General features: G+C 67.4%; 15 protein-coding genes. 2 read left to right on the forward strand and 13 right to left on the reverse strand.

Annotated elements, in window-relative coordinates:
• Position 1 precedes the first annotated feature (1 nt).
• The 7 genes from ACFVWG_RS33010 to ACFVWG_RS33040 all read right to left on the reverse strand — a co-directional run bounded on the left by ACFVWG_RS33010 (position 2) and on the right by ACFVWG_RS33040 (position 7,712).
• The gene (locus ACFVWG_RS33010) at positions 2–2,023 is read right to left on the reverse strand and encodes a hypothetical protein (protein ID WP_391547381.1); all 2,022 of its coding nucleotides are present in this window, start codon (positions 2,021–2,023) and stop codon (positions 2–4) included.
• On the reverse strand, positions 2,020–2,508 hold the full coding sequence (locus ACFVWG_RS33015) for a hypothetical protein (RefSeq protein ID WP_391547382.1): 489 nt from the start codon (positions 2,506–2,508) through the stop codon (positions 2,020–2,022). Before ACFVWG_RS33015 ends, ACFVWG_RS33010 begins: the two co-directional genes overlap by 4 nt.
• The gene (locus ACFVWG_RS33020) at positions 2,505–3,029 is read right to left on the reverse strand and encodes a hypothetical protein (protein WP_391547383.1); all 525 of its coding nucleotides are present in this window, start codon (positions 3,027–3,029) and stop codon (positions 2,505–2,507) included. The genes ACFVWG_RS33015 and ACFVWG_RS33020 overlap by 4 nt, the downstream gene beginning before the upstream one ends.
• Positions 3,019–4,416, reverse strand: a complete 1,398-nt coding sequence (locus tag ACFVWG_RS33025; protein WP_391547384.1) for a type IV secretory system conjugative DNA transfer family protein — start codon at positions 4,414–4,416, stop codon at positions 3,019–3,021. The genes ACFVWG_RS33020 and ACFVWG_RS33025 overlap by 11 nt, the downstream gene beginning before the upstream one ends.
• The gene (locus ACFVWG_RS33030; RefSeq protein WP_391547385.1) at positions 4,416–5,687 is read right to left on the reverse strand and encodes a M48 family metalloprotease; all 1,272 of its coding nucleotides are present in this window, start codon (positions 5,685–5,687) and stop codon (positions 4,416–4,418) included. Before ACFVWG_RS33030 ends, ACFVWG_RS33025 begins: the two co-directional genes overlap by 1 nt.
• A gap of 234 nt (positions 5,688–5,921) precedes the next feature.
• A complete protein-coding gene (locus ACFVWG_RS33035) occupies positions 5,922–6,788 on the reverse strand; it encodes an aldo/keto reductase (RefSeq protein ID WP_391547386.1) in 867 nt (288 codons plus the stop codon).
• Positions 6,789–6,857: 69 nt separating this feature from the next.
• Positions 6,858–7,712, reverse strand: a complete 855-nt coding sequence (locus tag ACFVWG_RS33040) for a helix-turn-helix transcriptional regulator (RefSeq protein ID WP_391547387.1) — start codon at positions 7,710–7,712, stop codon at positions 6,858–6,860.
• Positions 7,713–7,799: 87 nt separating this feature from the next.
• On the opposite strand from ACFVWG_RS33040, the gene ACFVWG_RS33045 reads away from it, so the two are divergent.
• Together ACFVWG_RS33045 and ACFVWG_RS33050 are read left to right on the forward strand one after the other, a co-directional pair.
• Positions 7,800–8,546, forward strand: coding sequence for an SDR family NAD(P)-dependent oxidoreductase (locus ACFVWG_RS33045; RefSeq protein ID WP_391547388.1), 747 nt, complete (start codon positions 7,800–7,802; stop codon positions 8,544–8,546).
• 39 nt (positions 8,547–8,585) lie between these two features.
• On the forward strand, positions 8,586–9,056 hold the full coding sequence (locus tag ACFVWG_RS33050) for a GNAT family N-acetyltransferase (protein ID WP_391547389.1): 471 nt from the start codon (positions 8,586–8,588) through the stop codon (positions 9,054–9,056).
• A gap of 15 nt (positions 9,057–9,071) precedes the next feature.
• On the opposite strand, the gene ACFVWG_RS33055 is transcribed toward ACFVWG_RS33050, so the two are convergent.
• From ACFVWG_RS33055 to ACFVWG_RS33080, 6 genes are read right to left on the reverse strand one after another with little or no spacing between them, the layout of a single operon-like run.
• Entirely contained in the window at positions 9,072–9,935 is an 864-nt protein-coding gene (locus tag ACFVWG_RS33055) for a hypothetical protein (RefSeq protein ID WP_391547390.1), read from the reverse strand.
• Between the two features lie 60 nt (positions 9,936–9,995).
• On the reverse strand, positions 9,996–11,435 hold the full coding sequence (locus ACFVWG_RS33060) for a diguanylate cyclase domain-containing protein (protein ID WP_391547391.1): 1,440 nt from the start codon (positions 11,433–11,435) through the stop codon (positions 9,996–9,998).
• A gap of 56 nt (positions 11,436–11,491) precedes the next feature.
• Complete coding sequence (locus ACFVWG_RS33065; protein WP_391547392.1) at positions 11,492–12,232, reverse strand: sugar phosphate isomerase/epimerase family protein; 741 nt, start codon at positions 12,230–12,232, stop codon at positions 11,492–11,494.
• A gap of 17 nt (positions 12,233–12,249) precedes the next feature.
• On the reverse strand, positions 12,250–13,065 hold the full coding sequence (locus ACFVWG_RS33070; protein WP_391547393.1) for a sugar phosphate isomerase/epimerase family protein: 816 nt from the start codon (positions 13,063–13,065) through the stop codon (positions 12,250–12,252).
• Entirely contained in the window at positions 13,062–14,309 is a 1,248-nt protein-coding gene (locus tag ACFVWG_RS33075) for a dihydrodipicolinate synthase family protein (protein ID WP_391547394.1), read from the reverse strand. The genes ACFVWG_RS33070 and ACFVWG_RS33075 overlap by 4 nt, the downstream gene beginning before the upstream one ends.
• On the reverse strand, positions 14,306–15,469 hold the full coding sequence (locus ACFVWG_RS33080; protein ID WP_391547395.1) for a Gfo/Idh/MocA family protein: 1,164 nt from the start codon (positions 15,467–15,469) through the stop codon (positions 14,306–14,308). Before ACFVWG_RS33080 ends, ACFVWG_RS33075 begins: the two co-directional genes overlap by 4 nt.
• Positions 15,470–17,131: the final 1,662 nt, after the last annotated feature.

Below are 17,131 nucleotides of genomic sequence, written 5' to 3' on the forward strand. Positions count from 1 at the left end.
GTCACTCCCTACCCATATCGTCACCAGCCGAGTTGTCGGACGAGTAGTCGTCGTCCCCACCCTCGTACTCCCCACCAGAACTCTCCATCGAAGCCGCCACCCGAGCATCATCCGAGTCCTCATACCCACCCCCGGCCCCACCCTCAGCCTCAGTACCGGCCTCGGCCTCGGCCTCGGTCTCAGCCTCGGTCTCGGCCTCGGCCTCAGCACCTGTCTCTGCCTCAGCCTCGGTCTCAGTGCCGACTTCGGACTCGGTTTCGGTCTCGGTGCCGGCCTGAGTTTCTGCCTCGGCTTCGGTCTCAGTACCGACCTCAGATTCGGTCTCGGTCTCAGTACCGGCTTGAGTTTCGGCCTCTGCCTCGGCATCAGCACCAACCTCAGACTCGCTCTGAGCCTCAGCCTCCGCGTCAGCCTCACCGTCAGCTTCCGCGTCAGCCTGGGGCTCCGGCGCAGGCACGTCGTCGGCGTCCGCCTCCGCGTCGGCATCACCTTCGTGACCGGTCTCCTGCTCGGACTCCTCTTGCTGTTCCGCTTCCGATTCGGCCTGAGTTTCGGTCTCGGCGTGTTCGTTCTGTTGCTCGGAGTCCTGGTCGGCTTGAGCTTCGTCGGCCTGCGTCTCAGCCTGCTGATCGGCCTCGGCCTGCGCATCCGCGTCGGCTTGAGCGTCCGCCTCGGTGTCGGCCTCTTCCTGCTGTTCCGTCTCCGACTCGGCCTGAGCTTCGGTCTCGGAGTGTTCGTTCTCCTGCTCGGACTCCTGGTCCGCCTGCTCGTCGGACTCGCGCTGAGCATCCTCCTCAGCCTTGGCCTGCGCGTCCTCCTCGACCTGCTGATCAACCTCTTGCTGAGCATCCGCCTCAGCCTCAGCATCGGCATCCGCGTCAGCGTCGGCATCCGCGTCAGCGTCAGCGTCGGCATCCGCGTCAGCGTCTGATTCCGCCTGCTGGTCGGCGTCGGCCTGTTCATCGGCGTCGCGCTGAGCATCCGCCTCGGCCTGCTGCTCTGTCTCGGTGTCCGACTCCTGCTGCTGTTCGGTCTCGTCGAGTACGACGGTCTCCGTATCAGCCTCGTCTTCGGTCAGCTCCGACTGATCAACCTCGTCCCCACGCTCCTCGGCGTCGGCAACTCGAGGCCGACGATCCGGCTTCTCGGCTTCGCCACCTTCTCGATCACGATCCTGCTCGCGCTCGCGTTCTTCCTCCCGCTCACGGTCGCGCTCTTCTTCTTCGCGCTCCTCCTCACGTTCCTTCTGGCGCTCCTGCTCGGCTGCTTGCTCGGCCTTCTCCCGTGCCTCAGCGGCCTTCTGCTGCCGGAGTTCTTCCTCCTCGGCGAGCACCCGGTCGATTGCTTCCTGGCTCGGGGGGTCCATCGGTTCGACGGTCGCCGGCGGACAGATTCGCTCGTGTCCCGGAGGTGCTTCCATGTCGCCGTAGCGCTCGGCCTGCAAGTGACGGATGGCTGCTAGGCGTTCCAGGTCGCCTGAGACACGACCCAGTTCGTAGAGCAGGTGGTTGTCCTTGTCCTTGACCTCAAAGCCTTCTGGGGTGTGGAACTGCACCTCGAACTTGTGCTGTGCTTTCCCGGCCTCGTTGACGACAGCCCAGGTCGTGTTGACGCCGCGATAGTCCGGGTTTTCCCAGCTGTTGCGTTCCTTGATCTTGACGAACCCTTGGTCCCTCAGATCCTGGTATGACGCGAGCACACCATCGGTGTACTGCTCGCGCGGAAACGACACCGTGTATCGATTGAGGTCATTGGTGGAGTTGGCAGACTCGTACCCCGTGACGTCGGCGTCGCGACGGGCAACCTTGCTCCGAAAGGACTCGAGGGACTTCAGCGAATACTCGAGGCCCACGAGGTTGCTGTGATAGCGCGCGGTGGTGCGTCTGGTCCGCTCCAGCGCGTCGTCGAGCTGCTTCTGCCGACGGGTAGCGCGCCGGTGGGCCAGCTCGGCTGCGTCGTTCTCCTCCTCATCGAGCTCGAGGTGCTGCTCGTGGCCCTTACCTCGCCAGGGTCCTGGACTCACAGCTCAGTGGCTCCCGAGATTCCGCGGGTCTCCTCGATCAGGCGGTCCGCTGTCGCGGTGTCGATCGGTTGCAGGTCGGGAACGTCGTGCGGTCCGGCTGCCTGGAAGTCCCTGATGGTCCTGGTCGAAATCCACTCGTTGTCGCGACCAAAGACCTCGTCCACGACACCGCCGGGATCCGGAAGCTGCCGATACACCCGCGTCTCCTCGGCGAGATCGCCCTTCGCCACACTCAGGTACTGGACCCAGTACCGTGCGAATCGTTCGTGGTCTGCAAGCAGCGTTGCCACCTGCTCGGCAGAGACCGGCACGAGAAGATCGGGGTGCGGAACGTTTGCGTCACCGCGCGGATGCCAGGCCCAGTCGACCAGCGACAAGTACTCAAGCTCGTCGCCGCGGCGGCGCCACAGACCGCTCGGACGATCCACCGACTCCTTACGTGCCTTGGAAACCCGGGCGAGGTACTCGTAGTCGTCGGTGGTCATGAGGTGGATCCCTTCAGCTGGGTGAACTCATCGAGCAGGTTGGTGGCTCCCGAGACTCCGCGGGTCTCCTGGATCAGCTGCTCGGCAGTTGTGGCGTCGATGGGGTGCAGATCCGGTACGTCGTGCGGGCCGCCGACCTGGAAGTCCCGGATGGTTCGCGTCGAGACCCAGGCGTTGTCGCGGCCGAAGCCTTCCTCGACGAGGCGCTCGGGACTCCGGAGCTGCCGATACACCAGACGGTCTTCGACGAGGTCGCCGTTCTCCGGGCTCAGATGCTCGGCCCAGTACCTTACGAACCGTTGGCGATCTTCGAGTAGCGTGTGTGCCTGCTCAGCAGAGATCGCTACCCGCAGATCCGGGTGCGGCAGCGGAACCTCACCGCGCGGATGCCAGCTCCAGTCGACCATCGACAGATATTCGAAATCGTCACCTCGATGACGCCACAGACCGCTGGGGTGGTCCACGGACTCACCCGCCGGCTCGAAGACCCTGACGAGGTATTCGTAAGCATCAGTGGTCATGGGTGAAGCCTTTGAGGTTTGCGAACTCGGGGATGGCGCCGGCGGGGCGGGATTCGACTTGGAAGGGTGGGTCGCTGCGCCAGAAGAGCCAGGCGTGGAACGGGGGGAGCATCTGGATGGCGTTGATGGGGAGGGCCGGGCGGTAGATGGTGCCTACCGTGGTGCCCTGGGTGTTGGTGTTGCCGCTGACGCCGGTGGGGCCGGTGCCGAAGCCGGTCATGGATGGGCCGGCTTGGGGGGCTAGCTGGGTGCTGGTGTTGGACTGGAGTTGTTCGCCGGCCCAGGAGGAGATGTTGTGCAGGTCCTCGCCGTTGGACATGCCGCCGAAGATCAGTTTGGCGGTCGTCGCGGCGAGGATGGCGGCTTGTTGCTCGACGCCGTACCGATTCCTCAACTGGGCAAGGGATTGCGTGGCCCAGAGCGTGATGATGCCGCGGCCGCCGCCTTCGCTGACCAGTGACGGGAGACTCTGCAGAGGTGCGATGTTGGCGATCTCGTCGAGGGCGAGCAGCAGCGGCGGATCCAGTCGACCACCGCGGGCGGCCGCCAACTCCGAAGCGCGCTGCGCGATGCTGTCGACGAGGCCGGCCATCAGCGGCGCGATCGCCTGCTGCTGGTGTGACGGACCGATGATGAACAGCGACGACCTGCTCTCCAGGAACTCGTCGATGTCCAGGTCGTTCTGCGAGCACGAGGCGAGCACGGTCGGTTCGGAGGTCGCCTCCAACGTGTTGCGGGCAACGGAATAGAAGCTGCCGCGTTCACGATCGCCGAGCAGCTTGACCGCGTCCAGATCATCGGCCCACATGGCTCCTGGGCTCGACGACAACCGCAGGATCGCCGTTGGGTCACGCGTCTCCTGCGCCGTGAGCCATCGCCGTACGACGGAGATCGGCAGCCCCTCCAACGCAGCAGCATGGAAGTACGCGCGCAGGATCGCCGCGGCGCCACCTCGCCAGTGGTCACCGTCCGAAACCCCTTGTCCTGCAACGGCTGTCATCGCCGCGACCCGGCGATAGCAGACCGACGGATTCTCGCAGTCGGCCAGCGGCGACCACCGCATCGACAGCTCGGGGAATTCGCTCCCGAACGGGTCATACACCCGGACAGTTCCCCCGTACGGCGCTGCCAGCGCCCGCCGGCGGTTTCCGGTGAACCCGAGGATGTCGCCACGGGTCGACGTACAGACGACTGGACCTTCCCACCACATCACCGACGGGATGATCAGGCCGGAGGTCTTGCCGTAGCGCGGCGGGCCGACGATGCCGACCGAGTCCTCGGGGGCACTCCAGCACCGCTTGTAACCGCCGCGGGCGTCCCAGCCGAGGAACACCTGGCGGCGGGGTTCGAGCCCGAACGGCGGGATCTGCGGCCAGGAAGCGTTCATCAGTCCCTCGCCAGCGACCCGGTGATGATGACCGGCGTCGGCGCGGCCGGGCCGCCGGCGTCGGGTAGCGGGTAGTCGACGCCGGGCGCCTCGAGCCGCTCGAGCCGCAGCTCGTTCGGCGGGTGAGTGCCCAGGAGGGCCAGGTCCCATCCGGTGCTGGCGCCGTCGAAGGAGGTCTGCATCTTGATCATGACCTGGCGGATACCTTCGCGGTGGCCGGCGAACACTGCGCCCTGGTCGGCCCGGTACTCCGCAGCGCGCCAGCCGGCGGCTTGGAGCGGCATCAGCACGTAGCGGATGCTGACCACGATCGGCCAGGTGATGAACAGGACGATGAACGCGATGGTGCCGCGGGTCATCCGCAGCAACCAGGAGCAGGCTGTGTAGGACAGGTAGAGCGGAAGCGCCACACCACGGATGAACATGCTCGAGATGGCGTCCGCGTTGCGCCAGTGCGTCAGCTCGTGGCAGAGCACGCCGGCCAAGGGCTCTCGCTCGTACTCGAAGGTATCGAGGAAACCCCGGTGCACGATGATGTGGCGGGCGCCCGCGGCGGCGTTCGGGAACCGGTCGTCGGACATCAGGAGTAGTGGTACCGAGGCGAGTCCCATCTTGCGAGCGCAGTCCTGCAGGATCGGTTCGATCAGCTCACGCTCCCGGCGGCTCGGTTGCCGGGCGCCCTCGCGGATCCGGAACAGCCAGCCCTCGGCGGCGATGCTGTACATCGTGTAGAGGAAACCGCACAGCGCGGCGACCACGAGCTGGCCGAAGAAGCGGCCGACACCCTCGATCGGGCTGGCCGCGGCGACGAAGATCCACGGCAGCAACAGGCCCAGCAGGAAACCGCCGATGGCACCGGCCGCGATGCCCGCCAGCATGCCGAGGATGCCCCCGCCCTGCAGCAGCGCGCTACCGAGCAGGCCGTTCAGGAGCGGGATGTTGTTGGCCAGCGAGTCTGCCTGGTTATGGCCGCCGAGCGCGCCGCCGACGTACCCGGCGATGCCTCCGGCAACCATCCCGACGCCGCCGAGCATGATGGCCGCCGGCAGGTTGAACCAGGTGGTGAGCAGCGCGGCGATCAGGCCGCGCGGATTGCGCAGCATCCCGGTCACCAACCAGACAAAGACATTCTGATATCCGGGCGGCCGCGTGAAGAGCTGCCGGATCTTCGCGCCGGCCGACTTGCGCGGCGCCGGACCGGGCACCTGCGACGTCGGAACAGGCGGTGGCCACGACGCCGGTGAACTGGTCGGCGGACCAGGAGTCTCCACGAATGGAGCCGCTACCGGCGCCGCCTGGACAGGTGGCGCAGACCCGGCCCCGCAGTGCGGACAGCTCTGGCTGGCTGGATCTCGCTGATTTCCGCAGCGGACACAGATCCCCACTTGTTCCTCCCGAGAGTCGACCGTCCCGAGACTAGTGGTAGCGGTGGGTGACGGGCGCGGGTTCCCGGGGATCTGTGTCCAAGTTGCACTTTGTTGCAACCGCGGCGAAATCCGCCCGGGTCAGGAGGCGTCGAGAGTGGCGACCTGTTCGGGGGTGAGGGTGAGCTCGATCGCGGAGTAGGAGTCGCGGATGGTCTCCGGGCGGCTCGATCCGGGGATCGGGATCACGACCGGGGACTTGGCCAGCATCCAGGCCAGCGTCAGCTTCTGCGGGCTGACGCCGAGCTCGGCGGCGAGGGTGTGGAAGGCCGGGTGCTTCTCGCCGAGTTCGCCGGCGTTGGAGATGCCGCCGAGCGGAGACCAAGGCAGGAACGCGATCCCGAGTTCGTCGCAGAGGTCGAGCTCCGGCTCACTCGAGCGGAACTTCGGCGAGAACTGGTTCTGCACCGAGACGAGCCGGCCGCCGATAATCTCGTTGGCCTGGCGGATCTGCTCAGGGTTGGCGTTCGAGATCCCGGCCTGGCGGATCTTGCCGGCGTCGAGCAGGTCGCGGATGGCGCCGACAGATTCCTCGTACGGCGTCTGCGGGTCCGGCCGGTGGAACTGGTACAGGCCGATCGCCTCGACTCCGAGCCGCTTGATCGACGCCTCGACCGCCTGCTTAAGGTATGCCGGTGAACCATTGAGGGTCCAGCTGCCGTCGCCGGGGCGGAGGTGACCACCCTTGGTGGCGACCAGGACGTTCGACGTGTCACCGCCGTACGACGAGAGCGCCTTGGCGATCAGGGTTTCGTTGTGACCGACGTCGGTCGCGGTCAGGTGGTACGCGTCGGCGGTGTCGATCAGCGTGATACCGGCGTCGAGCGCGGCGTGGATGGTCGCGATCGACCGGGCCTCGTCGGGGCGGCCCTCGATCGACATCGGCATTCCGCCGAGCCCGATCGGGCTGACCTGGACATCACCGATCGTGCGGGTGGGGTTCGTCATACCTTCCAAGTTCCCGCACCCGAACCCTTAACTCCAACAGGAATATCCGAAGAGATTGACCAGTCCTGCTCATGAATCGGCCGTGGGGCTGAGTTCCTGCGTCCCGATCACTGAGAGCAACCGCAACGCGTCCTCCGACGGGGAGCCCGGGGCCGCCGTGTACAGGACTAGTTGCTGGTCGCGGTCGGCGAGCGTGAGGACATCGCAGTTCACGGTGACCGGGCCGACCAGGGGATGGTCGAAGGTCTTGCACAAGGTTGGTTCGGTGGCGACGTTATGCGCCTGCCAGAAGTCGGCGAATCGTGGACTGCCCGCCAGCAGATCGGCGATCAGGCCCTGCACCTCCGGATCGTCCGGATATCGCGCGGCGGTCGCGCGGAGGTAGTTGGTGGCGTGCTGAGCAAACGCGGGGTCGCCGGAGGATCCGAAGACCTTGCCGTCCGCCGAGTGTGGGCCGAGGAAGGTTCGGCGCAGCAGGTTGCGGTCGGACCGGGACAGCTTCGAGAAGTCGTCGAGCAGGGCTGCGGCGAGCGGGTTCCAGGCGATCACCTCGTACGTCGCCGACAATACGATCGCCACCGTGGTCGGCAGTCGTTCGATCAGGTCGAGGATGCTCTGCCGCACCACCCGCGACGGTCCGGGCGGAGTCACCGGTACGCCGGCCAGCTGGTACAGGTAGTTGCGTTCGGCATCGGACAGCCGCAGCGCCCGCGCGAGCCCAGCGAGTACCTCGCCCGATGGATGCGGTGCGCGGGACTGCTCGAGGCGGGCGTAGTACTCCGTCGAGATGTACGCGAGCTGGGCGACCTCCTCGCGCCGGAGTCCCGGCGTACGGCGTCGTCGCCCGGCGGGCAATCCGGCCTCGGCCGGGGTGACGCGTTCCCGTCGGCTGCGCAGGAACGCCGCCAGCTCCGCCTTGTCCATACCGTCCAGTGTGCCCGGCCCTGCGCCCTTAACCAGGTACTGATGGTTCCTGGCTAAGGATGACGGCTGCCGCGCAAGGTGGGCTGCATGGAGAGATTGCTCGAAGGAAAAGTCATTCTCGTCACCGGCGCCGGCCGCGGGATCGGCGCCGCCGCGGCCCGGCTGTTCGCCGCGGAGGGCGCCAAGGTGATGCTCGCCGCCCGGACCGAGGAGCAGTTGGCGCTCGTCGCGAAGGAGATCGACGGCGAGTACATCGTCTGCGATCTGGGTGACCCGGATTCCGTGACCGCCGCCGTGCAGCGGACAGTATCGACGTACGGGCGATTGGACGGTGCGTTCAACAACGGCGCCACCGGCCAGCCGCCGGGGCCGATGGACCAGCTGCCGATCGACGCGATGGATCAGCAGTACGCCGTGAACTTCCGCGGACTGTGGCTCGCGATGAACGCCGAGGTCGCGGCGATCCGCGCCGGGGCGGGCCACGGCAGCATCGTGAACACCTCGAGCGTTGGCAGCCTCGGGGCCAACCCGCAACTTCCGGGGTACGGCGCGATGAAGCGGGCCGGGAACAGCCTGACCGAGTCGGCCGCGAAGACGTACGGTCCGGAAGGGATCCGGATCAACGCGATCGCGCCGGGCGCGACGCTGACCGAGATGCTGCAGGACTGGGACACGGCGCAGCCCGGGACCATCGACTTCATCGTCGGGCAGGTCCCGCTGCAGCGCGCGGCGCAGCCGGCCGAGGTGGCCGAGGCCGCCGCCTGGTTGCTCAGCGACCGATCGTCGTACGTGACCGGGACCGTGCTATCTGTCGACGGCGGCCTGTCCGTCTAGCGAACGTACCCACGCTGGTTGTGGTGCAGGATGTTGGCCATGACCGTTCGCCGCGCCCGCCTCGAAGACGTCCCTGCCATCGTCGAGCTCGTCTACGCCCTGGCCGACTATGAACGAGCTCCCTCCGAATGCCACCTCACCACCGACCAGCTCGAGACGGCGTTATTCGGCGAATCCCCCGCCGTCTTCGCTCACGTAGCCCTCCTCGACGACCGCATCGTCGGCTGCGCCATCTGGTTCCTCAGCTTCTCCACCTGGCGCGGCGTCCACGGCATCTACCTCGAAGACCTGTTCGTCCGCCCCGAAGCCCGCGGCACCGGCCTCGGCAAAGCCCTGCTGAAAGCCCTCGCCGAGGAGTGCGTCCGCAACAACTACGAACGCCTCGAGTGGTCAGTCCTCAACTGGAACACCCCCGCCATCGACTTCTACCAGGCGATCGGCGCCCGCCCGCAGGACGAATGGACCGTCTACCGCCTCACCGACGAAGCCCTTACTACGCTGGGCTCCTGAACGCCCAGGATTCGTTCAGAGCTTGGCGAGAGCCGTCACGATGACGACGGCGATACTCACCACGAGGGCGACAAGGAGAACGGCCAAGCAGGACTCCAGCGAGAACACGGCGCGGATCGTCAGCGCCAACCCCAGGAGCCGGTACGCACGTCGTACCGGGGGCCGGGTGACCTGTGCCGGGTCCGGGGTCGTCGGGGTAGGCCGCTTCGGGGGCGGGGGCCAGAAGAGGGCGGTTGCCGTGAGCTCTGTCCACGCTTGTGGTGTGGCCGGGGCGAGCTCGTCTCCGCAGCGGAGCTGGGCTACGCCGTTCGCGTTGACGGTGAGGGTGATCTCGACTGGCCGACGACCTCCGGTGCTGGCGACCGCTGTTTCGATCCACCAGCGGAAGCCGGGTGTCACCCATTTCGTCGGGTCGCCGACGTTCGTGGTCACCGATTTGGTCGCCAGGTAGGTGTCGCGCGAGTCGGCGGTCAGCTCCGCCACCTCGTCGTTGTCCTTCCGGTAGCGATGCAACCGGGAACCGAGCTGCTCGATCTCGTCCCGGATCGCCTCGCGGGCCTCGGCGGCCCGCTGCGCGGCGAGGCGCCAAGGGCCTTTGTACCGAGTGGGCGGCGGCTTGACCAGCTTGTCGACCGGCGGTTCATACCTGCGGTACGGCTGCTCGACTTGCAACTCCGCGAGCAGGGCAGCGAGCTCCGCCCATTTCCTGCGGTCGGAGTCGGGTAGACGCTGTAAGGCTTCGAGCCTGGCTCTCCAGTCCGGGTCGGCGATCCGCGGCGGGCTCGGAGGAGGCGGCGTGGGCCGGTGCGTCGGCACGGCGGATCCGCCGCCGGAGCTGGGCCGGGCGGGGTTCTTCTTACGGCGCCGGGACGTGGGCATCAGCCATGACGCTAGGCGGGATTTGTGGCGGCAGACGGCGGTTGGCAGCTCTAGGCCAGCTCAGGGGCGGTGGTGTTTGGCGGCGTACATGGCTTGGTCGGCGGTGTGGAGGAGGGTGTCGAGGTCGGGGGAGGTGGGGGTGATGGGGGTGGTGCCGATGGCGGTGGTGACTTGGGTGGTGATGCCTTCGAGGGGGCGGCTGACGGCGGTCTCGAGGCGGGTGATGAGGGCCGTCAGGGCTTCGTCGGCGATGTCTTCGGCGAGGATGGCGAACTCGTCGCCGCCGAGGCGGGCGACGGTGTCGCCGTGGCGGACGGCGGTGGTGAGGCGGTCGGCGATCTCGCGGAGGGCGCGGTCGCCGGCTTCGTGGCCGTAGCTGTCGTTGACGAGTTTGAAGTGGTTGAGGTCGCAGAAGAGCAGGGCGCCGGGGCGGGCGGAGGCGCGGGTGCGTTCGAGGGCGAGGTCGAAGCGGTGCTGGAGGAGGCGGCGGTTCGGGAGGCCGGTGAGGGGGTCGTGGGCCGCGTGGTGGCGGAGCTCGCGTTCGGCGTCCTTGCGAGCGGTCACGTCGTCGATCTGGACGAGCAGGATGCGGGGACGGCCGGAGCTTTCGACGACGATGGCCGCCGTACCGCCGAGCCAGATCTCGTTGCCGGTCGGCTGCGTGAAGATTCGTTCGAACCGGTACGGCGTTCTGCTGCGGGCGAGCCGGGCGAGTTCGCGCCGGGTCTGTTCCGGCTCCTCGTCGCGCAGGAAGTCGCTCGAGGCCGCACCCACCAGCTGGCTGGCGTCGTACCCGGTGATCTGGCAGAAGGCGTCGTTCACGCGCAGGATCCGGCCGGCCTCGGGGCCGTCGAGGGCGACCGTGGCCATCCCGTTTCCGGCTCCTTCGAAGACCATCCGGAAGGTCGCCTCGCTGGCTTCCAGGCGGGACTTCTCGGCGCGGAGCTCGTCGGTCAGGCGGGCCTTGTCGATCGCCAGGCCGGCTTGGGTCGCGAAGATCTCCAGCAACTCGCGGTGGACCGGACCGGGTCGTCGCTCGTCCTCGGGGAGGTCGACCGACAGCATCCCGACCAGCTCGTTCTCGGACGAGTACAGCGGGGCGAACAGGGCGTCGAGCGGATGCCAGGCATCCGGCCCCTTCGCGATCGGTACGTCGGGCACCCAGCCGACCACGTCACCTTCGGGCAGCCGCTCGTGCGGTACGAAGCGCAGGCCGCCCCACTCGTCCGCGATCGCGAACTCGGCGTCGAAGATGTCCGCGGCACTGATCGTGCCGAGCAAGGCCTCGCGGGCCTCCGGTGACCCGGAGACCGCGATGACCTCGAACTTCCCGTCCGGCTGGCGGAGGTTGAGCACGGCGATGCCGAAGCCCAGACCGTCCACCACCCCGTCGACCACAGCCTGCAGCGTCTCGGCCAGGCTGCGCCCGGCCCCCATCCGCGCACTCACCTCGTACAGCCGACGGACCGCAGTCAGTCGCACCGAAGGTTCGTTGAGCACAGATCGAGAATAGGCGGAAAGCACTAATAGTGAGCATCTGCATCCGGAGGGGAGCGCTAAATCTCAGTCAACCCACGGTAGCTGCGCTCCGCGGAGGCCCAGGCGTCGGTCGGCTTGTCGTGCTCCACCAGGTACTGCTCGACACCACCGGACTCCGCGTGCTCGAACATCGCGCCGAAGTCGAGCTTCCCGGCACCGACGTCCTCCCACGACCCGTCCTGCGCCATGTCCTTCACATGCAGGGCAGGGAACCGGCCCGGGTGCTCCTGGAAGAGCTTCGCCGGGTCGTGACCGCCGTCGACCGCCCAGTACAGATCCAGCTCGAACCCGAGCAGCTCCGGGTCGACGTCGAGCAGGATGTCGTACAGAACAGTCCCGTCGATCTCGTCGAAATCGTGACCGTGGTTGTGGAACAACAACTTCAGTCCGGCATCACGCGCGGCCTTGCCGGCCTCGGTGAACGCGGCGGCCGCCGTACGGAATCCTTCGATCGACCGCTGCTCGACCGGGATCGACGGTACGACGACCCACTGCGCACCAAGCGTCTGTACGTCGGCCAACGCGCCGGCCCAGTTGTCGGCCAGTCGTGCATATCCGACGTGCTCCAGCACGATCTTCAGCCCCGCGTCGTCCGCGAAGCCGCGGATCTCCTCGGGGGTGTGGCCGAACCGGCCGCTCACGCCGACCGTGCGGTAGCCGATCTCGGCCAGCCGCTTCAGCGTCCCCGGATAGTCCTCCGCCAGCACATCCCGCATGGTGTACAGGTGCATCCCGATACCGTCGGCGGGAATAGTCATACCTAGCTCCTCAAGCGTTAGATGACGTGCTCCTGGTAGCGGGCGTACGCCAGGTCGAAGACCTCCTGGCCCGGCGCGTCCCACAGTTCCTGGTTGAAGATCTCGACCTCGATCGGACCGTCGTACCCGGCGTCGTCACACGCTTCCCGCAGCCGACGGAGTTCAATCACGCCGTCGCCCATCATGCCGCGGCCGAGCAGGTTGTCGACGGGGAGCGGGACGGTCCAGTCGCTGACCTGGTACGACAGGATCCGCTCGCCCGCGCGCTCGATCTGGCGGTAGATGTCGGCGTCCCACCACAGGTGGTAGGCATCGACGATCACGCCGACCTGGCTCGCGGGGAACTGCTCAGCGAGGTCTAGTGCGCCGCCGAGGGACGAGACGACACAGCGGTCCGAGGCGAACATCGGGTGCAGTGCCTCGACGGCGAGCTTCACTCCGCGTTCTTCCGCGTACGGCGCGAGCTCAGCCAGGCCGTCGCGGATCATCGCGCGGGCGCCGTCGATGTCGCGGGAACCGGGTGGGAGTCCGCCGCTGACCAGTACGAGGACCGACGTACCGAGGGTTGCGGCCTCGTCGATCGCGCGGCGGTTGTCGGCGATCTTGGCCCGGCGTTCGACGGGGTCGGTCGCGGTGAAGAAGCCGCCGCGGCACAGCGACGACACCTTCAGCCCGGCGTCGGCGACCAGCTTCGCGGCCCGCTCCTCGCCGTACTCCTGGATGGGCTCACGCCACAGGCCGATCCACTCCAGGCCGGCCTTGGAGCTGGCCGCGACGACGTCCTCGAGCGGCCAGTACTTCGTCGTGGCCTGGTTCAGGCTGTAGCGGTTCATGCGTCGATCCCGCCGACCTTGAGCAGCTGCCGGAACCGGTCGACTGCCAGGTCCGGGTTCGTCAGTACGCCGGCTTGGTCGGCGAGGCGGAAGGTATCGGCGAGATGCGGAAGCGCGCGACCGGTCTGCAGACCGCCGACCATCGTGAAGCCGGGCTGGTAGCCGTTCAGCCATGCCAGGAAGGCGATTCCGGTCTTGTAGTAGTAGGTCGGGGCCGAGAAGATCTGCCGGGCGAGCGGGACCGTCGGTGCGAAGACCTTGTTGTAGGTGTCGAGGTCGTTGTCGTCGAGCGCCTTCAGCGCCGCGGCCGCGGCGGGTGCGATGGCGGCGAAGATCCCCAGCAGGGCATCGCTGTAGCGGTCGCCGTCGCCCTGGATCAGCTCGGGGTAGTTGAAGTCGTCGCCGGTGTAGAGCCGCACGCCCTCGGGAAGACGCTTGCGCAGGGCAACTTCCTTGTCGGCATCCAGGAGCGAGACCTTGATCCCGTCGACCTTCTGCACGTTGTCCTCGATCAGCTGTACGACGGTGTCGGCCGCCGCATCCACCGAGTCGCTACCCCAGTAGCCGTCCAGCGCCGGATCGAACATCGAGCCCAGCCAGTGCAAGATCACCGGTCGCGAAGACTGCGTGAGGAGCCGGTCATAGACCTTCCGGTAGTCATCCGGCCCAGCCGCCGCAGCACAAAGCGCCCGACTCGCCATCAGAATCGGCTGAGCTTGGACGTCCTCGGCAACGGCAAGCTGCTCCTCGTACGCCGCAATCACCGCGTCAAGGGAGTGGACGCCGCCCTCGCCCGGTCGGGTGCTCCGGCCGCCTCCGGCCGCTCCGTTGCTTGAGCCGTCGCCGGCTGCTCCGCTCTTCCTGTCGGAACCGGCGGCGGGTTGTCCTGTGGCGGGTAGTTGGTCGGTGCCTACGCCGACCGCGATCCGTCCGTCGGGTGCTTCTGCGGCTGATCGCCTAATCAGCTCCTGGGTGGACGCCCAGTCGAGGCCCATCCCGCGTTGTGCTGTGTCCATTGCTTCGGCGACCGACAGGCCCAGCGACCACAGGTGGCGGCGGAAACCCAGTGTGTGTTCCCAGTCGATCACCGCGGGAGCGCCCGGCGAGTTGTCGCCGAGCGGGTCGGCGACCACGTGCGCCGCGGCGAAGGCCAACCGCGATTGCGCGGGAGAATAGGTGCCCTGGGCAACCGGCGTACCGGAGAGCTGGTAGTCGACCAGCTCACCGTTCAGCGGGAGCTTCATGCCGGGGACCCGAGGTCGAGCGCCGGCACCTCGAGCTTGCGTCCCTCGCGCCACGACTGCAGACCGAGCTCAGCGAGCTGAACGCCCTTGGCGCCCTCGACGAAGTCCCACGTGAACGGCGCGTCGTCGACGATGTGCCGCAGGAACATCTCCCACTGCACCTTGAAGCCGTTGTCGAAGTTGTCGTTGTCCGGCACGGTCGCCCACTGCTCACGGAAGTTCTCGGTCGCGGGGATGTCCGGGTTCCAGACCGGCTTCGGCGTCGCGGAGCGGTGCTGCACGCGGCAGTTCCGCAGCCCGGCCACCGCCGAACCCTCGGTACCGTCCACCTGGAACTCGACCAGCTCATCGCGGAACACCCGCGTGGTCCACGACGAGTTCAGCTGCGCGACGATCCCGCCCTCCAGCTCGAAGACGCCGTACGCCGCATCGTCGGCAGTGGCGGCGTACTCGTTGCCCTGCTCGTCCCAGCGGGCCGGCACGTGCGTCGCGCCCTGGCAGTAGACCGACTTGACCTCACCGAAGATCTGGTCGAGCACGTACCGCCAGTGGCAGAACATGTCGACGATGATCCCGCCGCCCTCTTCGGACTTGTAGTTCCACGACGGCCGCTGCGCTTCCTGCCAGTCACCCTCGAACACCCAGTACCCGAACTCGCCGCGCACCGAGAGGATCTTCCCGAAGAACCCGCCGTCCACCAGCCGCTTCAGCTTCCGCAGCCCCGGCAGCGACAGCTTGTCCTGTACGACGCCGTTCTTCAGACCGGAGTCCCGGATCAGCCGCGCCAGATCGACCGCGGCCTCCAGGCTGTCCGCGATCGGCTTCTCGCAGTAGATCGCCTTCCCGGCCTCGACCGCCGCACGCACACCCTTCTCGCGCAACTGCGTGAGCTGCGAATCGAAGTAGATCTCCACATCCGGTTCCGCGAGCGCCTCGGCGACATCGGTGGTCCACCGCGTCAGCCCGTAGGTCTCGGCGATCCGCCGCAGCTTCACCTCGTTCCGGCCGACCAGGATCGGATCCGGAATGATCATCGTCCCGTCCGCGGCCTGGATCCCGCCCTGCTCCCGGATCGCCACGATCGAGCGCTCCAGGTGCTGCCGCAGCCCCATCCGGCCGGTGACCCCGTTCATCACGATCCCGATACGTCGCTCGCTCACAGTTCCCCGCGCCTCCCTCACCAACCCTTGGAAAGGGCTTTCCAAGGCGTGTTCCGCAACCATAAGAGAGCCGAAACGACGAGTCAACCCGAAACGGAAAGCGATATCCCTCACCCCGAGTCCCGCTGTCGAGCGCCCCGCACTTTCTGGCCGAGCAGGCGTCCGCGCACCGGAGGTCTGCACCTCCTGCGGTGGGCGTGAACAAGTTATGACCTGTTCCCTCCCCCGACTCCCTGTTCAACCCCACCGCTAACGCACCCCCGTCACCCGCAGCCACCCCCACCGCGCCAACACGCGATCGCCGTACCAACGGCGCCGCAACCCAAGGCGGTGAGCCACCTTGAGTACCCCTCAACCGCGTGAGGCCCGTCGAAGTGGTTGAACCGTGCTCAAGGTCCGAAGGCGCACTCACTTTGAGCACCCCTCAACCACGCGCCGCCGGTCGAAGTGGTTGAACCGTGCTCAAGGTCGGAAGGCCCGCCCACTTTGAGCACCCCTCAACCGCGTGAGGCCCGTCGAAGTGGTTGAACCGTGCCCAAGATCCGAAGACACACTCACTTTGAGCACCCCTCAACCACTGTTGGGCCGGGCAGCCACTCTCGGCGCGAGGGTGCCAATCGGCGTCTTCCCGCACACCAACCAAAGCCGGTCAGACCCATGCGGCGGTGCACCCCCGCGGCGTTTTCCCGCACGGCAACCAAAGCCCGTCAGCCCCAAGCAATGGAGAACGCGGTCGCCGGCCGCACCATCCACCTCAGCTACCGCATTGCCCAGCCATCCCGTCTTTTGATCGGCCGCAACCAACCCCAGCCACAGCGCGACGTGGCCGGCCGAGTCGCTCACCTGGCCGCCGCGCCACCTCGACCGCCTCCGGCCGCCGACTGAAAGCTTCGCGCGCGCCCAGCAGATGGCTGAGGGGGATGGCGAGGTCGGCGACCGCGGTGCACGTTGCCTGGAGCTGACGGGCTGTGGCTGAGGTACGTGATGCCCGGAGCTTGCGCTATCGGTGAGTTTTTCGGGTCCAGGCGACGAAAAACCCACCCATAACGCGGCCGGCCGGCCTAGGCGAGGCACCTTGAGCACCCCTCAACCACGTGGTGCCCGCGGATGTGGTTGAACGGTGCTCAAGGTCGGAAGGTCCACCCACTTTGAGCACCCCTCAACCACTTTTGGGCCGGGCAAGTGACTGAGCCGTGCTCAAGGTGCGCCAACAGGCGAGGGGCGGAGGTGTGGTCGGCGTGTCTCCGGACGTCGGTACGGCGACGGCCGACGCCGTACCGACGGGCTGTGAGTGGTCGGCCCGACAGTCGACCGCCAGGCGCAGCCACGCCTACCGACAGCCGGATCCGGCGACCACTACCAGTCCGTCGGTACGCAGCAGCCGCTAACCGCTGTACCTGCACGGCGGTGCCGCGTATCCGGAGCCATCGAGCGGCACCCTGGGCGCCATGTGGGCTGTCGCGACGTGGTGCCTCCCCTCCCCAGACCGGTTTGGGGAGGATCGGGGATTGGTTCGGGTGGTGGATCCTCCCCGCACTGGCTTGGTGGGGGCGTGCGGGTTCCCCGAACCGGTTTGGGGAGGATCGGGGATTGGTCCGGGTGGTGGATCCTCCCCGCACTGGCTTGGTGGGGGCGTGCAGGTTCCCCGAACCGGTTTGGGGA

It is taken from the genome of Kribbella sp. NPDC058245 (assembly GCF_042882005.1).
Taxonomy (GTDB): domain Bacteria; phylum Actinomycetota; class Actinomycetes; order Propionibacteriales; family Kribbellaceae; genus Kribbella.

Coding starts and splice junctions, on each gene's coding strand:
- ACFVWG_RS33070 (WP_391547393.1), bottom strand. CDS start 13,065: ATGAACCGCTACAGCCTGAACCAGGCCACGACGAAGTACTGGCCGCTC.
- ACFVWG_RS33035 (WP_391547386.1), bottom strand. CDS start 6,788: ATGACGAACCCCACCCGCACGATCGGTGATGTCCAGGTCAGCCCGATC.
- ACFVWG_RS33045 (WP_391547388.1), top strand. CDS start 7,800: ATGGAGAGATTGCTCGAAGGAAAAGTCATTCTCGTCACCGGCGCCGGC.
- ACFVWG_RS33050 (WP_391547389.1), top strand. CDS start 8,586: ATGACCGTTCGCCGCGCCCGCCTCGAAGACGTCCCTGCCATCGTCGAG.
- ACFVWG_RS33040 (WP_391547387.1), bottom strand. CDS start 7,712: ATGGACAAGGCGGAGCTGGCGGCGTTCCTGCGCAGCCGACGGGAACGC.
- ACFVWG_RS33020 (WP_391547383.1), bottom strand. CDS start 3,029: ATGACCACTGATGCTTACGAATACCTCGTCAGGGTCTTCGAGCCGGCG.
- ACFVWG_RS33075 (WP_391547394.1), bottom strand. CDS start 14,309: ATGAAGCTCCCGCTGAACGGTGAGCTGGTCGACTACCAGCTCTCCGGT.
- ACFVWG_RS33015 (WP_391547382.1), bottom strand. CDS start 2,508: ATGACCACCGACGACTACGAGTACCTCGCCCGGGTTTCCAAGGCACGT.
- ACFVWG_RS33055 (WP_391547390.1), bottom strand. CDS start 9,935: ATGCCCACGTCCCGGCGCCGTAAGAAGAACCCCGCCCGGCCCAGCTCC.
- ACFVWG_RS33025 (WP_391547384.1), bottom strand. CDS start 4,416: ATGAACGCTTCCTGGCCGCAGATCCCGCCGTTCGGGCTCGAACCCCGC.
- ACFVWG_RS33065 (WP_391547392.1), bottom strand. CDS start 12,232: ATGACTATTCCCGCCGACGGTATCGGGATGCACCTGTACACCATGCGG.